This window comes from Streptomyces sp. BoleA5 (assembly GCF_000373665.1).
In the GTDB taxonomy this organism is placed as follows: domain Bacteria; phylum Actinomycetota; class Actinomycetes; order Streptomycetales; family Streptomycetaceae; genus Actinacidiphila.
Genome location: NZ_KB892091.1, coordinates 363,121 through 380,932 on the forward strand (window position 1 = coordinate 363,121; position 17,812 = coordinate 380,932).

Sequence of the window (17,812 nt, forward strand, 5' to 3'; positions counted from 1 at the left end):
CCTGCTTCGATGCGCTTCTCGATCAACATCCCCAACTTCGGTGATTTCGCCGACCCACGCAACGTCGCGACCGTGGCCGTTGCCGCCGAACAGGCCGGCTGGGACGGGCTCTTCGTCTGGGACCACGTACTGCACCGCAGGCATCAGGGGCGTCCCTTCGGCGACCCCTGGATGCTGCTGACCGCCGCCGCGCTGGCGACCTCCCGGATCCGACTGGGCGCTCTGCTGACGCCGGTTCCCCGTTACCGTCCCCAGCAGCTGGCCCGCCAGGTGGCCACCCTGGATCACCTCAGTGGCGGCCGCGTGATCTTCGCCGCGGGCCTGGGCGGTCCGGTCGAGGACGAATACGGCAGCTTCGGCGACACCGCCGAGCCGCGCCTTCTCGCCGAACGTCTCGACGAGGGGCTGGAGGTGCTGAGGCATTTCTGGACCGGGGAGCCGGTGAACCACCGAGGCCGGCACTACGAGGTCCGGGACGTGACGCTGCTGCCCGCCACCGTGCAACAGCCCGGCCCGCCGGTGTGGATCGGCGGTTTCTGGCCGCGCCGGGCACCCATGCGGCGGGCAGCGCGGTGGGACGGTGCGGTACCGCTGTTCGAGACGGCCCGGCATGGACATGTGCCGGATGTGGCGGAGGTACAGGAACTGGTCGGTTACGTACGCACACAACGCGCCACCGAGGCCGAACGCCCCTTCGAGATCGTGCTCGGCGGTGCCACGTCCCCGGACGCGGCGAAGGCCCGGGACGTGATCGGGCCGCTGTACGACGCAGGCGTCACCTGGTGGGACGAGCGACAGGTCCAGAGCGATCCGGACCTGGACCGGCTTCTTCCGGTGCTGCGCCGCGTCGAAGCGGGGCCGCCGGTGATCTAGCACCGCCTTCACCGGCCTCAACCGGGCCCTCCTCCGCCGCCGTCTTCGACAGATCCGCTACACCAACGGCCCCGTCGACGGCTGCCCCGCCGATTCGGGAGCGCGGGCCAGAGAGCGTCCAGAGCCTGCGACGACGCCATCCTGGTCCGCGCCACTCGAGCCGTAGGACGTAGTCGACGGAGAGACCGGAAGTCTCAGCCCAAGGAGGACCGCAGGACCGACTACCTGCCCGCAGGCATGGCGACGCTCAGCCCCGCCCAGAACCGCCTCGCGGACCCTGCCGCATGGAACATGCCTCCTCGCGGACCTCGGCATTCGACCGCGGACCATCAGCTTCGCCGAATGGCTCTGTCGCCACCTCATCGGCGAAGACATGACGGGCCCCAACAGGGCCTTCCATCCCGGTCTCGAGCGGATGCCACATCTGCCGATGCCGGCGGGCGAACACGCAGGCCCTGGCACGGCCCCGACCGGCCTGCGAAAAACCAACCGGGCCGACGGCGGCCCGCCCCTCAGCAACGTGAGGCTCCATGCCGACAGGTTGATCTGGCCGACGTCCCGTCGACCCGCGCAGACCTGCGCCCGGGTCGGACAGGAGCGCGAGTCGTTCGAGGGCGGCTGCGATCTCGCCTGTCCACGACCGGACCGGCAGCGCGGCAGAGCATGCAATGAGCTGCCGGACCTGACCTCAGGAACGGAGCCGCTCTGGACGAGCATCGGTTTCCCGACACGCAATCACGGACAGGCACCCTTATACACTTTGCACGTGACCATGCCAGACATCTCGGCCGTCGACTCGGCGTCCAACTCCAGTGCGCCTCGAGTGCACATCCAGGTTGCACTGGCCCACGCGAAACGCGACGAGTTGCTGCGGCAGCGGTGGCGGAATCTGAACGACGCTCGCCCATGGCATGCACACTCGCTGCGAGTTCCCAGACAGTACACGACAGGCCATTACCGGTGCTGGTTGGATTCCTCCACGATCGGGGACATCGCGGTAAGCGAACAATACGGCGACGCGGTGGAAGGCATCATAGGCATGAAGCGAGCCACGGAGCGACGTACAGTGGTTCACATCATGCAAAGCGGCGGGCTGAGTCTCACCGAGGCAGGTCGTACCGTTCAGGTCACACCGGGCACGCTGTGCGTCCGGGACGCACAGGTGCCGAGGGAGTTCTCGTACCGGCCCGGCACACGCGCGCGGGTTCTGCTGCTGCCCTCCGAAACACTGGCCGACACAGGACTCGATCGGTTGCCGACGCTCACGCTCATCTCCCAGAACGCACCCGAAGCGCGACTGCTACTGGGACAACTTCATCTGATCCGCGAAACGCGGAATGATTTGAGTCCGGCAGGCGTCCGCGCCGCTCAGCGGTCTGTGCTGCAATTGCTTGCCGGGGCACTGATGGCCCGTGGGGTCTCCGCCGATTCCACCTTCCGCCCTTCGCTTCGCACAGCTGCCCGCAACTGCGTGGAAGCCCGCCTCCTGGACCCCCAGTTGTCTCCCGCCGAGGTAGCAAAAACGCTGTCGGTTTCCGTCCGCACACTGCACCGAGCGTTTGCAGAAGTCGATGAATCCCTGATGGCCTATGTACGGCGGCGCCGTCTGGAGCGGGCACGCGAAGAACTCATCGCCCTTGACGGGAGATACACCGTGTCCGCCCTGGCCGCTCGATGGCACTTCGCCGATGTGAGTCACTTCAGCCGGGCCTTCAAGCGGCAGTTCGGCGAAACACCGAGTTCGCTCGCGCACTGACGCCGGAGCGCAGTCAAGTCCCGCTCCCGGCCCCTTGCACACGCCCTGTCTACCGGGCGTTCCAGGTCCCCGGCTGGACAGAGATGCGGTGGACCGATCTGCTGTGGGGGCGCCAAGTACGCTGCGGGAACGTCCTCCGGAAAAGCCGGAGAACCAAGCGAGTCCTGCGACTCTCAGTGGCTCGCCGCCGCGTCCTGCCGAAGCAGTCTTCGGCAGGACGCGGCGTGGTGTGCGTTCCATCCCATGCCGAGTCAGTGGGCTGGGCTGGGCTGGGCTGGGCTGGGCTAGTGAGCCGACACCGGGGTGGTGACGTTGCTGAAATGGTTGGCACTGGCAGCGTTGGGCGCCGTGACGGGGCCGTGTGTCCAGACGCCGAGGACGTTGTTCGCGATCGTGTTTCCGGTGATCTGAATGGACATCGGGTCCACCGTGCTCAACAGGATGCCGGTGGTCTGCAGATCGTCGGTGGTGCCCGTGTCGGTGTCGCCGACGGCGTTGTTCGTGCCGATCTGGTTGTCGTTGACGATGTTGTTGCCCAGGTCCAGACCGGACGCACTGCCGTGCACGGCCACAGCCGCCCAACCGTTGCCGGTCATCACGTTGCTCTGCACGGTGTTGCCGTAGACCGCGCCGCCGGCCACGGCCGAGGCGAGGGTGACGCCACCTCCGCCCGCATCGAGCCCGTTGTCGAAGACGTTGTTACCGGTGATGGTGTTGCCGAAGACGCCTCCGGCACTGGGGGCGCGCACGCCGCCGGGAGCCGCCGCGCCGTTGCGGGAGACCAGGGTGAAGCCGGATCCCGAGGCGTTGCCGTGAACGGAGTTCCCGCTGAAGGTGCTGCCCGACGCGGGACCGGTCTCGTCGCTGATGACGATGCCGGAGCCGTTGCCGCTGACGGTGCTGGCCAGCACCGTCGCGTTGGAGCTGCCGAGCAGGTGGATGCCTCCGCCGCAGTCACCGGGCCTGCCCGACGTCCGCCGGCACGAGAAGTAGGAGTTGGCGACGGCGTCCGCGCCCGTACCGGTGTTGTTGCCCGAGACGATGACGTTCGCGATGGTCGCGTTCTTCACACTGTTGACGAGGATCCCCTCGCCGACGGCGTTCTTCACCGTGAACCCGGTCACCGTGACGTCGGGCGCGCTGATCTCGATGCCGTTGATCAGGCCGGTGGCGTCGATGGTGACGTTCGAACGGGCTTCGAGGGCCAGCGGCTTGGTGACCGCGACGTTCTCGTGGAACGTGCCGTTGCAGACGACGACCCGACCGCCGCCGGCCACTGCCTTGACAGCCGCGTTGATCGAGCTGTACGCGGGAGTGCTGCAACTGGTGTCCGCCGCGGAGGCGACGGCGGTGGGCGAGACGTAGACCGTCTGCGGGAGGGTCTGCGGCAGGGAGAACGCGTAGAGCTTGTTGTTGTCGCCCTTGGTCGGGAAGAACGGGCCCATGTTCTGCGTGTGGTAGCCGGAGCCCCAGTAGACCGAGCCGTCCACGATCGACGCACCGCCGAGGACCGCGCCCCCGCTGGGGAAACCCCACTTGACGGCGCCGGTCGCGGCGTCCAGGGCGTACATGTTGTTGCCGGTCGGGTTCGTGGCCCCGCCGTAGACGACGCCGTTCGCGCTGGACACGAAGGACATGGGGGACGCCGAGTCGGGCGTCGCCGTCTCCCACAGGATGTTCCCGGTGGCCGGGTCGAGGGCGGCCCAGAACCCGCCTGTGGTGGTGGACTTCTGCCCGGTCGCTGACGTGAGGGTGATGGGCAGGTGGTTGGTGTTGGTGTTGGCGACGTAGATGCGCTTGCCGTCCACGGCCGAGCCCCACTGGAGGCCGCCGAGGTTGCCGCCGGGACCGACCGCCGTGGCCCAGACGATCTTCCCCGTGAGCGGGTCGAGCGTCCAGTAGACGCCGCTCTTCTGGCCAATGCCGAGCAGGTCGGTGGACTTGCCGTTGACCGTGGTGGTGAAGAGGTTGGGCGCGGAGCCGAAATCGAAGTCGTCACCGAACCGCTGGCCGACGGTCCAGGTGTCGGCGGTCAGGGTCTTGGTGGCCCAGGCGATCTCGCCGGTGTGCAGGTCGAAGGCGACGATGGAGTCCTGGTAGTTGTCGTCGGCCCCGGGATCGCAGCCGGTCTCGTCGGGGGAGGTGCAGACGCCGGGCGGTACGGTGTAGTTGTTGCCCGTGCCGACGTACACCAGTCCGGTCTTCGCGTCGACCACCGGGTTGCTGCCCCAAACGGCGCCGCCGGTGTAGCCCTCGGGGACCACGTACGTCTTCCACAGCTTCCTGCCGGTGACGGCGTCCAGGGCGACGACGCTGCCGCGGAACGTGTACGGCGGCGCGTACTTCTCGGCCTTGGACGACACGCCGACATAGACGACACCGTCGGCGATGACGGGCGACGACGTCACGACGGCGGCTGGATCCGCGTCGATCTGGGTCTTCCAGAGCCGGCTGCCGCTCAGGGCGTCGATCCCGAAGAGGTACGCGCCGTCCGTGCTGTTGCTGCGCTGTTCGCCCGATCCCGTGACTATCGTGCCGTTCCAGTACGCCGGGCTGAGCCGCGAGATGTCGCCCGCGATCCCGGTGTAGTCGCTGATCTGGTGACTCCAGATCTTCTGACCGGTCGTCGCCTGCACCTTGTAGAGGTTGCCTGCCCAGTCCGGCGCGTACACGTAGCCGCCCACCACGGTCGGCGTCGCCGAGACGCTGTCTCCTGTGGTGAAGGTCCACTTGGTCTTCAGATCGGCCACGTTGCCGGTGCCGATGGTGCGCTCGGCGGCCGCGTTGTGCGTGTCGCCGAGGTCGCCGCCCGCGTACGGCCAGTCAGCCGCGGCGGCCCTCGGTGCGACCGGGGTCGCGGCGGTCGCAGACGGTGCGGCCGCCACGGCGGTGGCGGGCAGGGCCGCTGCGAGTGCGGCCATCGCCAGCCCGGCCAAGTGGGCTCGCACCCGCCCTCGCCTTGCGGGGGCGGGTATCCGGGGTATGGACATGAAGAGGAGTCTCCCGTTGCTTGCTGATCTTGCGATCGAGAGCTTAGAGACACGCTGCCGAGCCAACCGGACACCTTCAGGGCACCGGATACGGCCTTCGTGCACAAGCAAGGGATGAGCCCGGCCCGTTTTCTTGAATGCTCCGGGAGGTTCTCGGGACGGTTCGCACGTGTGGGGCGGGGGGCTCCGCCTCGTAGCGCAAGGCTTTCCCGCACCAGTAGACGCAGAGAGTATCCGCGACGGAGTCCTGCACGATTTCATCAACGCCGCGAAGTCCCGAAGCTTCGTGGACGGGATTTACGGGATCGCCCTGAACCGGATGCAAGGGCGTCGCAACGTGTCTGGCGAAAGCGCAGGTCCGTCACCCAGAAGGCCGTGCCGAGACGTGCCTGAAGCGGCTACTCAGGCCGGGCAGATCAGCACCGTCCCCATGCGATCACGGCACGATTACCAAGACGTTTTCACGTGCCCATCAGTCTGCCCCCGGGTGAACATCACGCCCGGCTACGAGTCGGCGAATCAGCGTACGAGTTCATGGAATGTGCGTATGCGCGGAAGAGGCGAGGCTCATGAGTCGCAGGTCGCGAGGCAGTACGCGGCCGAGGCACCCATCGGCATCCACGCTCATCCCGGGGGCGCCGGGCAAGTGTGGCACGGAAGTTCATGTGCCTGGCACTCACCTTCCAGGTACCTCAGCAGGAGTTCGCCGTCTGTACCGTCGCGCTGGGGCTGATGCTTGCCGCGCGCCGTTCGCTCCCGCCGTCGGCAGGGGGTGCGTTTCCCGCCGGCCGACGTCGGCGGTTCAACCGGATCAACGGCTTCCAGTGGCTCCTGATCGTCGCCATCGCCGTGGTGTGCGCTCGCGCCGGGATGCCGGTGCTCGTTCCCCCGCTGGTGGCGATCGTCGTCGGGCTCCACTTCCTCCCTCTCGCAGTGGTGTTCGAGCAGCCCCGGCTGCGGGTGCCGGCGGCGCTGCTGATCGCGGCCGGGGTATCGGGCCTGGCCCGTATGGCTCGCGAAGGGCCCGGACGGGACCGTTCGCTTCGTGGTGGGCCTGATCGCCGCGCTCTCCCTGTGGGGTATGGCGATCTGGACGGTCACCGGTGCGGCATCCGATGCCGCGCGTGCCGTGAGGGAGTGAGGGTGCCCCGGCACGTGGTGGTCGTCCTGCCTGGGGGTGTGCCCCACGAGGAGCGCCCGCGAGGTCAGCGCAGGCGCCGGATACGGATGGGGCCGCGCGCCTTGGCCGGGTCGACGGGGCGGCCCGACTGAGTGATCTCCACCTCTCGCGCCGTGGCCAGCCGCCCGGCCGCGCGCCGGGCCGGTTCCATCAGCGCGCGCCAGCCGTCGTCATCCCCTTCGTAGACCGCCCGGGCGGCGTCGGAAGGGCAGATCGTAGAGGTCGGGGCACGACGGTCCAGCAGTTCCAGAATGGCTCGCTCCAGCCGCTGGTCCGTCTGCCTTTCGGGCTGCGGCACTCATCCAGTCTCCCAAAACCATGAGCCAGGTGCGTGGGCAACGCGCCCTCGCGCCCCGGGTCCGGGCGGGGGCGCCCGCACCTCCGGGATTTTCGATACGCCGACGATATGTGGCGACTCATACCCTCGGAACATGCACGTGTCGATCATCGAGGACGAGCCCGCACGGGCGACCGTGGCCAAGGGCCCGCGGCTCGATCCGTTCCGCCGTGGCCTCCTCCGCGACGGCCACCACGTCCCGTCGGCCGGGAAGCGGTACGTCGCTCTCGAAGGAGAAGCCGCGGACCCGTTCGCCCCTGCCGTACGCATCGTGGTCCCGGCTGTGCGCGAACGGCCCGGTGACCGCGTGCCGTGGCGAGACGCGGCCGGCGGCCGGCCACGAGGGAGGAGAGCGTGAACAGGCAGCCCGGGCTCAGCGTCCGTTTCAAGCTCACCCTCAGCTACGCCGGTTTCCTCATGTTCGCCGGCCTCCTGCTGCTCGCGGCGGTATGGGTGTTCCTCCTGCGCTACGTCCCCGATCGCGCGATGCTCATCAACCCCGATGACAGGCTCAACAACGGTGTCTTTCCCGTCCGGTCCGTGCTCCTGGACGTCTTCGTTCCGAGGGCGGCCGCGGTCCTGGCGTTCCTGCTGGCGTTCGGGCTCGTGGGCGGGTGGATTCTCGCCGGCCGCATGCTCGCCCCTCTCACCCGCATCACGGACGCCACCAGCACCGCCGCGAAAGGATCCCTCTCCCACCGGATCCGGCTGCCCGGCCGCAACGACGAGTTCCGTGAACTCGCCGACGCCTTCGACACGATGCTCGCCCGTCTGGAGGCGCACGTGGCCGAGCAGCGGAGGTTCGCGGCCAACGCCTCGCACGAACTGCGCACCCCGCTGGCGATCTCGCAGGCGCTTCTCGATGTGGCCCGCAGCGATCCGGCGCAGGACCTCGGCGAGATCATCGGCCGCCTGCACGCCGTGAACACCCGCGCGATCGACCTCACCGAAGCGCTGCTCATGCTCAGCCGCGCCGACCAGAGGTCCTTCACCCGGGAACCCGTCGACCTCTCCCTGCTCGCGGAGGAGGCCGTCGAGACCCTGCTCCCGCTCGCCGAGCAGCGCGGTGTCACCATCGAGACCTCCGGTGAGATCGCTCCGGCCTTCGGCTCACAGGCGCTCCTGCTGCAGTTGACGACGAACCTCGTCCACAACGCGATCGTTCACAACCTGCCCGACCGGGGGGCGGTGTGGCTGGAGACCACCGCCGGCCCCGAGACCGTGGTGCTCACGATCGAGAACCGCGGCCAGAAACTCTCCCCGCAGTTGGTCTCGACGCTCACCGAGCCCTTCCGGCGCGGCACCGAACGCATTCGCACCGACCATGCGGGGGTCGGACTCGGGCTGGCCATCGTCCGGAGGATCACCGAGGTGCACGACGGTGCCCTCACCATCACCCCGCGCCCTGAGGGCGGACTCCGTATCGATGTCCGGCTGCCCGCACCGCCGGCGCTTTCCCCGAAGGACAACTGACAGGTGACTGACGCTGTGCGAGAAGTTCCGGACACGCGGAAGCAGGACGACGTCCAGGGGCGCGCCGAGATCGTGGACACGGGCCGGGACGGGCAAGGCGGCGCCGCCCGCGGGGGCACCGGCTCGGGTGGCCGTCGGGCGCGTGTCCGCCGGGCGCTCCGCGGCCTGCGCGGGCCGGAACCGTGGAGACGTGGTCCGGTGCTCACGGCGCTGGCACTGCTGCTCGGCCTGCTCATGCTGCTGCACGCGGAGATCACGGACAGGGGCGGTCTCGGCAGCCTGGTGGAGACGTTCCTGCCCTGGTTCGGCCTGATCATCGCGATGCTCCTTGCCGTGGCCTTGTGGCGCCGCTCCGCCGCGGCGGTGGTCGCCCTGCTGCTGCCGGTCGTGGCCTGGCTGAACCTCTTCGGCGGGATGCTTCTCGACAAGTCCCAGCCGGGCGGCGACCTCACCGTGGTCAGCCACAACGTCAACGCCGAGAACCCCGACCCGGTCGGTACCGCCCGCGAGCTGGCCGCTTCCGGGGCGGACCTGCTCGCGCTCGAGGAGATGACCCCGCAGACCACGGTCGTGTACGAGCAGGCGCTGGCGAAGGCGTACCCCTTCCACACGGTGCAGGGCACGGTCGGGCTGTGGAGCAAGCTGCCGCTGTCGCACTCCTGGTCCGTCGACGTCCTGCGCGGCAACGTCGGGCCGCTGGCGAAGACCCGTAAGGCCGAGGACCTTCCCGTGGACCCGCCCCGGGCGCTGCGCGCCACGGTGGCGACGGAGCGGGGGCCGCTGGCCGTCTACGTGGCGCATCTGGGGTCGGTGCGGCTGATGCCCAGAGGGGGCTTCTGGACGGACTCGCGTGATGCCGGCGCGGTCGCCCTGGCCAAGGCCGTCGTCGCCGAGCGGAACGAGCGGGTGGTGGTGCTCGGCGACATGAACGGCACCGTCGACGACCGCGTCTTCCGCGGCCTCACCTCGCGGTTGCGGTCGGCCCAGGAAGCGGCCGGGAACGGCTTCGGCTTCAGTTGGCCGGCGTCCGTCCCGATGGCGCGGATCGATCAGATCCTGGTCAGGGGTGTGCAGCCGAGGAGCTCGTGGGTCCTGCCGGCCACCGGCAGCGACCATCTGCCGGTGGCGGCAGGCATCAGCTGGTGACTCCCCGGCCGCGTGGATGGGCGGGTCGCCTCAGTGGTGGGAGCCCGGCTCGCTCTCGTGGTGAGCACGGTGACGGGAATCGCCGGGACGGCGCTGGCCGCCGCGCGCGGCACCACGACCGCTGCCCTGGCCACCGCCGCGGTCGGCACCGTCCTCACGTCGATCGCGGGGTGGCTCCTGACACGGGCGCGATCCCGCCGCCGTGAGCTGCTGCGGCTGCGCGGCGTGCTCCGCGGGGACGGCGCGTGACGGAGCGCGTCCCGGTCGTGGGCGGGGGCTTCACGCGACGTGTAGCGGGGAGGCGGGGAATCGGGGCGGCGCGCAGGTTGGGGGCCGACGGCCGCCGAACGTACGAGCCGGCCCACTCGGCCGCGGGTGCCGGATCGTCCCCGCACGGCCTGTCGGGAGCGGGGGCGGTCACCGAGGCCGGCGACCGACGGCGGCAAGTGTTAGACGTCAGGCATAATCTTAGATGTCGGGTGTCGATACACCGGCCGTCGGCGCTACGGAAGGTGAAGGATGAGTCGCGTCTCGCAAGCAGAAGCAAAAGCCAACCGAGAGCGAGTGGTGGCCGCGGCATCTCAGCTGTTCCGCGAGAACGGTGTGGCCAAGGTCGGCATCGCGGACGTGATGAAGACGATCGGACTCACCCAGGGCGGCTTCTACAAACAGTTCGCGTCCAAAGCCGCGCTCGTCGACGAAGCAGCCGCGAAGGCTTTCGCCGACAACCTCGAGGAACTCAAGGCCCTGGACCAGGAAGCCGGGGAGCATCAGGCGGCCTGGCGGTCGCTGCTCGACTCCTACCTCTCCGTCGAGCACCGCGACGACCCCGGCCACGGCTGCCCCGCAGCCGGCTTCGCGGGCGACGTCGCGCGTGAACCGGAGCACAGGGAGACCTACGCCAAGGGCATCGGGGAGGTCGCGCAGTGGATCGCGCCCGGGGACGCCGGACTTGCGGCCTACGCCACCATCGTCGGCGCCATGCTCCTTGCCCGTGCTACCGCGGGCACGCCGCTGTCGGAGCAGATCCTTCGGGCCGCACATGAAGCGGTGGCGACGGCCGCCGACAGCCGGCAGGCGGCGACCGACTGACGGACCGCACGGTGGGGCGTGTTCATGTGCGCCCCCGTGTCGCCGCCGCAGTCCGCTGATACGGCATCGCCACTGGTCGTGAAATGACCTGCCCTCCCCCCTCGTTGATCGCGCCCCCGCCGCCTGTTCGGCGTCGCGACCAGCGCGGAGGGCCACCGGCCTGAGGCGCGCAGGAACAGGGACCGCGGGCCGGGGGCGGATGCCCCGGCCCGCGGCGGTGAGCGTGCCCGTCCCCGCGGTCAGCGGGCGTAGCGTCCGGCGGGTTGCGTGAGGGACAGGCCCGGGACGAGTTCCTGGCGGGCGTTCTCGTACGCCTCCCAGTCGGCGTAGTCCGGCAGCGAGGGAATCGTGACCAGCTCGCCGGCGTCGAGGCCGGCGAGCGCGGCGGCGAAGGCGGGGACGGGAACGCCGTCGCGGGTGGCGCGGGACACGACAAGGCGCCAGGGCAGGTGCGCGGTGCCCAGGCCGTGGCCCGGGCGCAGTCGACGTACTGCCCGAGCGTTCCGGTCGCCGGGACGTGCTCGATGTCGGCCTTCTGCGCCGCCAGTCCGGGGTTGACCTGCAATCCTGCCGCCGGACCGACCACCCGATCGTGACGCGCAACCCTCGCACCGTCGGGCGCCTTCCCCTTTACAGCGGGGCGATACGACCGGGCCCCATAGATCATGAGTGACATCTATCACGTGGACGCCGCGCACCGAGGGCCGTCATGATGGACTCGCACGTCGCGCGCGACACACATCCTGCTCTGACGAGGTTCCAATGACCCTGCCGCCACCCCGTAGCTGACCGCGGGCGCCTGGTTGACGTTTGCCGGTACGTACGTCATCCGCGGAGCGAACAAGGCCCTCCCGCCCTGCGCCCGGGCACTGAACTCCTTCGCGCCGACAAGACCCCGCCCCCTTCCCCGTGAGCAGGAGATCCCTTCTCGTGACCTGGTCCATCACGGACATGCCCGCAGTGTTTCGCTCCGAGGCCGGGGCGTTCCTCGACGCACGTCCCGATCTGCACACCATGCTGCTGTCCGGGCTCGACACGATCGAGCGTCTGCACTCCGCGGGCGACACACCGCCCACGGTGCTGGGCTGGTGGCGCGAGCCGGCCGAAGCCGCGACGTCGGCCGCGTTCGTGTGGATGCCACCTCACCTGCTGACCGCGAGCCGCCTTTCACCGGAGGCGGCCGCGGACCTGGCCGCACTTCTGTCCGCCCAGCCGCACCCGTTCACACAGCTCCTGGCCGACGACGCGTCGGTCCGCGTCTTCTCGACCGCCTGGCAGACGACCACCGGTTTCGCCCCGACGAACGGACCACACCTCCGCCTCCACCGCCTCCGGCAACTGGAGCGCCCTGATGTCGCACCCCCTGGGGCGCCTCGGGCGGCAACCGACGGTGACCGGGCTCTTCTCCACGACTGGTGCACCCGCTTCGTCGCGGAAGCCGGCTCGCTGGGGGCCGACCTCGGGGCATTCATCGACGAGCGGATCGCCCGGGCGGGCTGGCGCTTGTGGACCGTCGAGGGCGAACCGGTGGCCATGGCCGCCATGACGGCGGTGGTGGCCGGCATGGCGCGCCTCACCCCCGTCTACACTCTGCCCGAACACCGCGGCATGGGCTACGGCTCCGCCGTCACGGCAGCGGTCTCGCAGGCGGCTATGGACGCCGGGGCGGAACACGTACTCCTCTTCACCGATCTCGCCAACCCGACGAGCAACAGCGTCTACCGGCGTATCGGATACCACCCCGTATCGGATTACCGAATCGTGGTGACAGGCGCCCCAGGGTGAAGACGACCGCACGAAACACAGAATCCCTCGCGGACCGACCACGTCCGAGGCCCAGCCAGAAATGACACGCATGACGAACGCAGCAAGTGGAGCCGACGTACCGCTCACGGAGGGCGCACTCCCGGAAGAGCACACCTCTGGAGACCTTGGGCACGCCGGGACTCTGGCCCGCGTGACCGCCAACTTCCGGCAGTACCTGACCGGTTGGGGCCCAGCGGAACACGGGGACAGTGACCTCGAACACTTCCGCAGCGGCCTGGCCGCACCGCAGTTCAACGGGGTGGTCCGCGTCCGCTCCCTGGATGCGGCCGAGCAGCTCACGGCCACCGCGCGAGAGCGGCTCGCGGGAGTGCCCTGGTGGTGGTGGGTCGGCCCGGACAGCCCCGTGGACACGTCGGCGGCCCTCGCCGCACACGGAGCGAGGGAACTCACCACGATCCCCGTGATGGTCAGGCCGCTCGACCAGGAAATGGACCCGACGGAACCACCGGCCGGCCTGCGGATCGAAGCGGTGACCGATCGCGGCCACCTGCCGGAGCTGGTGCGCACCTACAGCGCGTCCATGGGGGTGGCACCCGGCCTCGAGTCCGACATCGTGCGGGTCGAGTCACAGCGTCGGGACAACGCGGACATCGTCCGACTGGCGGCGGTCCTCGACGGCCGCGTGGTCGGCACGACCGTGGTGATCGCGGCCCACGACGTGGCCGGGATCTTCATCGTCCACGTCGCGGACACGCACCGCCGACGCGGCATCGGCAAGGCGCTGACCGCGGCGGCGCTCCGCGTGGGACAGGACCGCGGTATGCGGCTGGCGGCACTCGCCGCCAGCCCGGCCGGCGAACCCCTGTACCGGAGCTTCGGTTTCGTCGAGGTCTCGCAGTACCGCCTCTTCGCCTTCCCCGCCTAGCCCGACCCTTGCGGCTGTGCGACCGGCCGTGGTTCGCGGCCCTTCATGCCCGCCGTGCCCGCCGCTTCGCCCGCGCACCACACGACCACACCCTCGCGTCGAGGCACGCGGCACTACCGGGTCAGCAGCGCGAGCGCCTCCTTCGCGTTGTGGTCGGCGATGCCCCGCATCAGTGCGCGGTGCGGGAAGTCGCCGTCCAGGATGCGCAAGGGGCCAGCCACCAGGGACAGACGCATCGCGAGCATGAACAGATCGAGCCGAGCGGGATCGAGCCCGGGGCGCGACAGGGCCGGGTAACGCTCACCGAAGCGGAGCTGCAAGAAGACGTGCTCCCACTCGACATCGAAGAACATCAGGCCCTCGATGTCGATGAGGACGGGGTGTCCCTGGGCATCGACCAGGACGTGGTCGGGCCCGAGTTCGCCATGGATCAGCCTGTGTTCCGTGCGCGGGGTGACCCGTGCGGCCAGCTCCCGCAGGCGGTCACGCAATGGGGCCGCGGCCGATCCGATCCGGGGGTCGCGTTCGGCCGCCTCCGCGAGATCCTCGAGGGCACGCTCGAACACGACCTGTTCGCAAGAATCGCCGCTCGCCTTGTCGCCCCGCTCCAGCACGTCCACCCTGCCGAAGCGGCGACCGCGCTGCCGGTGCATCACGCCGAGCATGGCCGCCAGTTCGCTCAGGGCATCCGATGCGCGTGCGGGATCCGTCCTCAGGAGTGCTTCCAGCGTGGGTCCCGCAACGTCCTCGACCACTGCGACGTCGGCAGGATGGCGGCGCCGGCTGTCGTCGGCCAGGACCAGTGCCGGAACCCGGACCCCGATGCGGTCCAGCGTCCGCTGAGCGGCCAGGAAGGGAACCAGTCCGGAGGCGGGAGCGAGCGGGTGGCCCGCGTCGACGCCCTCCGCGGACGGCCAGAAGTTCTCGCCATCGGCCCAGCTGTAGACGATCACACTCGCCGCACGTGAACCGCGCACATGAACCCGGTAGACCCCCTTCTTGCTCCCGCCACGCAACCGGTCCACCCCGACGACGTCTACTCCCGATCCCAGTGCCTCCCGCACGATCCCCGACAGCACTGCGATGTCCGTGAACTGGCGCATCCGCCGAGCCTATCCGCGGGCCGGCCCGCGGCGAACCCGGTGCCGTCCCACGGCCGGGGAGGGCCGAGCACGCGAGCCAGGCGGCCGTGAAGGGAGCACAGGGGCCGGGAAGGTGTCCGGACGACCAGTCGGTTGCCGGCGTGAGGACCACCCGGCGAAGTGTCCCGCACCCGCGCCGCGCCCCCCTCGCCTCCCGATCACACCGGGCAACCTCGTACAGCCGACGGAAGCCGAGCGCCCTCTTGTACCGGTCCCGGCACCGCGCCGATGCGGCCGTTCGTATACAGGGAGGCGGCCGGCACGGGGACGCCGTCGCGGCAACCGCGGCGGTGGACGACACCGGCCGGTACGTGGTTCGTCACGGTGAGACGTCGCGGGTCAGGGCCGTGGCCCTCCGCCGCAAAGGCTTCCGCCGGCACAGACACCGCGGGTCGCCTCATATGCCTTATCTGACGTCACCTCATGGATGGTCCGATTGGTGACGGTTGGATACGCGACGCGGTCCGTCGCGGTGTACGTCACCGGCGCCGTCCCCGCGACCCGGCCCCACCAGTAACTCTTAATTTAGGAATTATTATTGACGCACGCTCGTAACCCCTGCAGGATCCTGGAAACGAGATCGCAGGCGCGCGGGCATGGACGGATCCGAGGACACCACCGCACCCCCGACGAGGGAGCGGCACCTCAGGGTCATGACCGGGACGGGTCGGCACGCCTGATCGATCGGACAGCGAAGGATCCGATGTGAAACGACATCTCACCGCCCTCCTCGCCCTCGTGGCAGGCTTGCTGGCGCTGCCGGCACCCGCCTACGCGAGCCCGGCGGCCACCACCGCCACGGCAGAGACGCCGGCAACCGGGCAGGTGCTGAGCCCGACGCCGTACATGGGCTGGAACACCTACTACGCGTTCGGTGGCGATCCCACCGAGGCCGAGATCAAGTCGACAGCCGACTTCCTGGTGACCAGCGGCCTGCGCGACGCCGGCTACCAGTACGTCTGGATCGACGGCAACTGGGCGGCGCCGACCCCGCGCAGCGCTGCCGGCGACCTGACGCCCAACCCCGCCCAGTTCCCGAACGGGCTGTCGCCGCTGGTCGACTACATCCACTCCAAGGGCCTGAAGGCCGGCATCTACACCGACGCCGGCCCCTACATCCCGGGCAAGTGCGGGCTGGGCAGCCACGGCTACTACCAGCGTGACGCGGACCAGTTCGCGGCCTGGAAGTTCGACGCGGTCAAGGTGGACTACCTCTGCGGGATCGCCGCGGACCTCGACCCCGAGACCGTCTACACCGAGTTCGCGCAGGCGCTGCGGAACAACGCCGCCAAGCGCCCCATGATCTTCAACCTCTGCAACCCGGTGACCTCCCCGGACTGGGGCGACTACCCGGAGGAGCAGCAGTCGACGTACTCCTGGAGCTACGCGCCGAAGATCGCGCAGTCCTGGCGGACGTACACCGACGTGGGCTTCGTCGACGAGATCAAGTTCAAGGACGTGCTGCGCAACTACGACGCGAACGCGCGGCATCCCGAGGCCGCGGGTCCCGGGCACTTCAACGACCCGGACTACCTCGGTCCCGAGCACGGGATGTCCGACGAGGAGTTCCGCACCCAGATGACGCTGTGGTCGGTGGCGGCCGCCCCGCTGATCATCGGCAGCGACGTCACCAAGCTGGGCAAGACCTCGCTCGGCACTCTCTCCGACCCCGATGTGCTCGCGATCAACCAGGACCCCGCCGTCGTCCAGGCCGTCCGCGTCGGCCCCGCCGGTACGACGGAGACCTGGGTGAAGCGGCTGGCCAACGGTGACCGTGCCGTCGTGCTGCTGAACCGGGGCGAGAGCCCTGCGACCCTGACCACGAAGGCGTCGTCGGTCGGCCTCACCGGGGACCGGTTCACCCTGAAGAACGCCTGGACCAACCAGGTCACCGAGAGCGCCGGCACCATCAGTGCCGCCGTCCCGGCCCACGGCGCGGCTCTGATCCGGGTCGGCCGGGCCACCGGCAAGCCCGGTGTTCCGCACGTCGTCGCCGGTCTGCCGCAGCTGACGCAGGTCGGCGGCGACACGGTGCCGGCCGGAACCGCCCCGCTGGTCGCCGGCGGCGACCAGGCCCGGGTCGAGGTCACCGTCCGCAACGACGGTGCGCAGCCGGTCTTCACCCCGCGGGTCGACCTGGCGGTGCCCGCCGGCTGGACGGCCAGTCCCATCGGCAACGCGCCGAAGCTGCTGGACTCCAACCGCTCCGCGACCTTCGCCTTCACGGTGACCCTGCCGGCAGGCGCCGCGCCCGGCAACGTCACGCTGACCGCCACCACCTCGTACGAGGTGACCGGCAAGAAGCGGCTGCGGCAGGAGACGTCCACGGCGATAGTCGTCGCACCGGCGGCACCTGACGGCGACGTCGCGCTCTCGCACCACCAGTGGATCAGCGCCACCAGCGGCTGGATGAGCCCGACGGTCGACCTGAGCGTCGGCGGCTGGTCGCCGATCAGCATGCTCGGCCAGGTCCACCCGACCGGCATCGGGGTCGCCTCGCCGTCCACGATCCGCTACTACCTCGGGGACCGGTGCACCCGGCTGACCGCGACCGTGGGCATCGACGACGCGGTACGCAACGTCGGCCCGGAGGGCGGCACGTCCACCTTCCAGGTCATCGGTGACGGCAAGGTGCTGTTCGACAGCGGTGTGCTGACCCGTGACGACACCCGTCAGGCCGACGTCGACCTGACCGGCGTCCGGGTCCTCGACCTCGTGGTCGGCGACGCCGGCGACGGCGGCTACAACGACCGCGCCAACTGGGCGGGCCTCGACGCCACCTGCTGACCCGGACCGGCCGCACCCAGAGACACCACACCCGGGTGCGGCCGATCCGCCAAGCCTTTCGACACGCCTCTCGACACGCCGTGACGCGCTTACGCGTCACGGCGTGTCGCGTTGCCGGCCCGCGACGGGGAGCGCACCACTTCCGCGCCCAACAGCCCACGGCTTCGGCGTCGTGCTCGTCGGTCCGCGGAAGGAGCTGGTCCGCGATCCGGCGTGCCACGCACCGCAGTGCCCCACGCGGCCTCCTGCCATGGCCCGCCGGCTCCGAGATGTCGTCGGCGCGGCCGTTCGCCGACCACGCCGGCCGGTCGGCGACGTGCTGCTACTGTGCGGACGCCCTGCCC

At 69.9% G+C, this 17,812-nt stretch carries 14 protein-coding genes; 10 read left to right on the top strand and 4 right to left on the bottom strand.

Features of this window, described 5'->3' with window-relative positions; all coding sequences use genetic code 11:
• The first annotated feature begins 9 nt into the window (after positions 1 to 9).
• Both B085_RS0105575 and B085_RS46560 read left to right on the top strand, forming a co-directional pair.
• Positions 10 to 873, top strand: a complete 864-nt coding sequence (locus B085_RS0105575; RefSeq protein ID WP_018557578.1) for an LLM class flavin-dependent oxidoreductase — start codon at positions 10 to 12, stop codon at positions 871 to 873.
• Between the two features lie 772 nt (positions 874 to 1,645).
• Entirely contained in the window at positions 1,646 to 2,629 is a 984-nt protein-coding gene (locus B085_RS46560) for a helix-turn-helix domain-containing protein (protein WP_234018514.1), read from the top strand.
• Between the two features lie 284 nt (positions 2,630 to 2,913).
• On the opposite strand, the gene B085_RS45470 is transcribed toward B085_RS46560, so the two are convergent.
• Together B085_RS45470 and B085_RS0105590 are read right to left on the bottom strand one after the other, a co-directional pair.
• Complete coding sequence (locus tag B085_RS45470; protein ID WP_158689666.1) at positions 2,914 to 5,577, bottom strand: PQQ-binding-like beta-propeller repeat protein; 2,664 nt, start codon at positions 5,575 to 5,577, stop codon at positions 2,914 to 2,916.
• 1,247 nt (positions 5,578 to 6,824) lie between these two features.
• Entirely contained in the window at positions 6,825 to 7,097 is a 273-nt protein-coding gene (locus B085_RS0105590) for a DUF3253 domain-containing protein (RefSeq protein WP_026250709.1), read from the bottom strand.
• 133 nt (positions 7,098 to 7,230) lie between these two features.
• Between B085_RS0105590 and B085_RS49155 the strand changes: the two genes are divergently transcribed.
• The 5 genes from B085_RS49155 (at position 7,231) to B085_RS0105610 (ending at position 10,847) form a co-directional block, all read left to right on the top strand.
• Entirely contained in the window at positions 7,231 to 7,494 is a 264-nt protein-coding gene (locus B085_RS49155; protein ID WP_158689667.1) for a hypothetical protein, read from the top strand.
• Entirely contained in the window at positions 7,491 to 8,609 is a 1,119-nt protein-coding gene (locus B085_RS0105595; protein ID WP_018557580.1) for a sensor histidine kinase, read from the top strand. The genes B085_RS49155 and B085_RS0105595 overlap by 4 nt, the downstream gene beginning before the upstream one ends.
• A 15-nt stretch (positions 8,610 to 8,624) precedes the next feature.
• The gene (locus B085_RS0105600) at positions 8,625 to 9,755 is read left to right on the top strand and encodes an endonuclease/exonuclease/phosphatase family protein (RefSeq protein ID WP_018557581.1); all 1,131 of its coding nucleotides are present in this window, start codon (positions 8,625 to 8,627) and stop codon (positions 9,753 to 9,755) included.
• A 69-nt stretch (positions 9,756 to 9,824) separates the two neighbouring features.
• A complete protein-coding gene (locus B085_RS41355) occupies positions 9,825 to 10,004 on the top strand; it encodes a hypothetical protein (RefSeq protein WP_158689668.1) in 180 nt (59 codons plus the stop codon).
• A gap of 270 nt (positions 10,005 to 10,274) precedes the next feature.
• On the top strand, positions 10,275 to 10,847 hold the full coding sequence (locus tag B085_RS0105610) for a TetR/AcrR family transcriptional regulator (protein WP_026250711.1): 573 nt from the start codon (positions 10,275 to 10,277) through the stop codon (positions 10,845 to 10,847).
• A 239-nt stretch (positions 10,848 to 11,086) separates the two neighbouring features.
• Here the strand turns inward: B085_RS0105610 and B085_RS0105615 are convergent, their stop codons facing one another.
• Entirely contained in the window at positions 11,087 to 11,278 is a 192-nt protein-coding gene (locus B085_RS0105615) for a hypothetical protein (protein ID WP_018557584.1), read from the bottom strand.
• Between the two features lie 520 nt (positions 11,279 to 11,798).
• Here B085_RS0105615 and B085_RS0105620 point away from each other — a divergent pair.
• Positions 11,799 to 12,632 carry a GNAT family N-acetyltransferase gene (locus tag B085_RS0105620; RefSeq protein WP_158689669.1) on the top strand — a complete coding sequence of 278 codons (834 nt, stop codon included), beginning with the start codon at positions 11,799 to 11,801 and terminating at the stop codon, positions 12,630 to 12,632.
• 172 nt (positions 12,633 to 12,804) lie between these two features.
• The gene (locus tag B085_RS0105625; protein WP_018557586.1) at positions 12,805 to 13,539 is read left to right on the top strand and encodes a GNAT family N-acetyltransferase; all 735 of its coding nucleotides are present in this window, start codon (positions 12,805 to 12,807) and stop codon (positions 13,537 to 13,539) included.
• Positions 13,540 to 13,652: 113 nt separating this feature from the next.
• Here the strand turns inward: B085_RS0105625 and B085_RS0105630 are convergent, their stop codons facing one another.
• A complete protein-coding gene (locus tag B085_RS0105630) occupies positions 13,653 to 14,642 on the bottom strand; it encodes a phosphotransferase family protein (RefSeq protein ID WP_026250712.1) in 990 nt (329 codons plus the stop codon).
• Between the two features lie 744 nt (positions 14,643 to 15,386).
• On the opposite strand from B085_RS0105630, the gene B085_RS0105635 reads away from it, so the two are divergent.
• Positions 15,387 to 17,468, top strand: a complete 2,082-nt coding sequence (locus B085_RS0105635) for an NPCBM/NEW2 domain-containing protein (protein WP_018557588.1) — start codon at positions 15,387 to 15,389, stop codon at positions 17,466 to 17,468.
• Positions 17,469 to 17,812 lie beyond the last annotated feature (344 nt).